Genomic DNA, 345 nt, shown 5'->3' with positions numbered 1-345 from the left:
ATCTCCGTTGTCTTTAACCTGGTTTACATAGAAGTCATTTCCTACAACTGCTACTGTATATCCATCAGCTTTAGCAAGTTCGATGAACTTGTTGATGAATCCCATACCACGCTCAGAAATGTTAGCGGATGTTGCATCCTGGTTAACTTCACCTACACGAACCTGTCCTTTTCCAAGTTTGTCTTTGATTGCTGGATAGATATGCTCAGCAGCAATTCCACCAGCCTGCTCGTTGTCTGTTACAACTGTTGCGTATACAGATCCTTCTGGAGCGTCCGGAACACCTGAGTCGAAACATACAACCGGAATCTTCTTGTCAAGTGCTGACTGCAGTGAATCAAGAAC

At 44.1% G+C, this 345-nt stretch carries 1 protein-coding gene; it reads right to left on the bottom strand.

Features of this window, described 5'->3' with window-relative positions:
* Positions 1–345, bottom strand: a 345-nt coding sequence (locus PZH32_RS11905) for a substrate-binding domain-containing protein (protein ID WP_275208468.1), incomplete at both ends; no start/stop codon positions are given.

It is taken from the genome of Adlercreutzia equolifaciens (genome assembly GCF_029076695.1).
GTDB lineage: Bacteria > Actinomycetota > Coriobacteriia > Coriobacteriales > Eggerthellaceae > Adlercreutzia > Adlercreutzia equolifaciens_A.
Note: the sequence above shows the minus strand (reverse complement) of the source record. Positions and strands in the feature narration are given on the sequence as shown.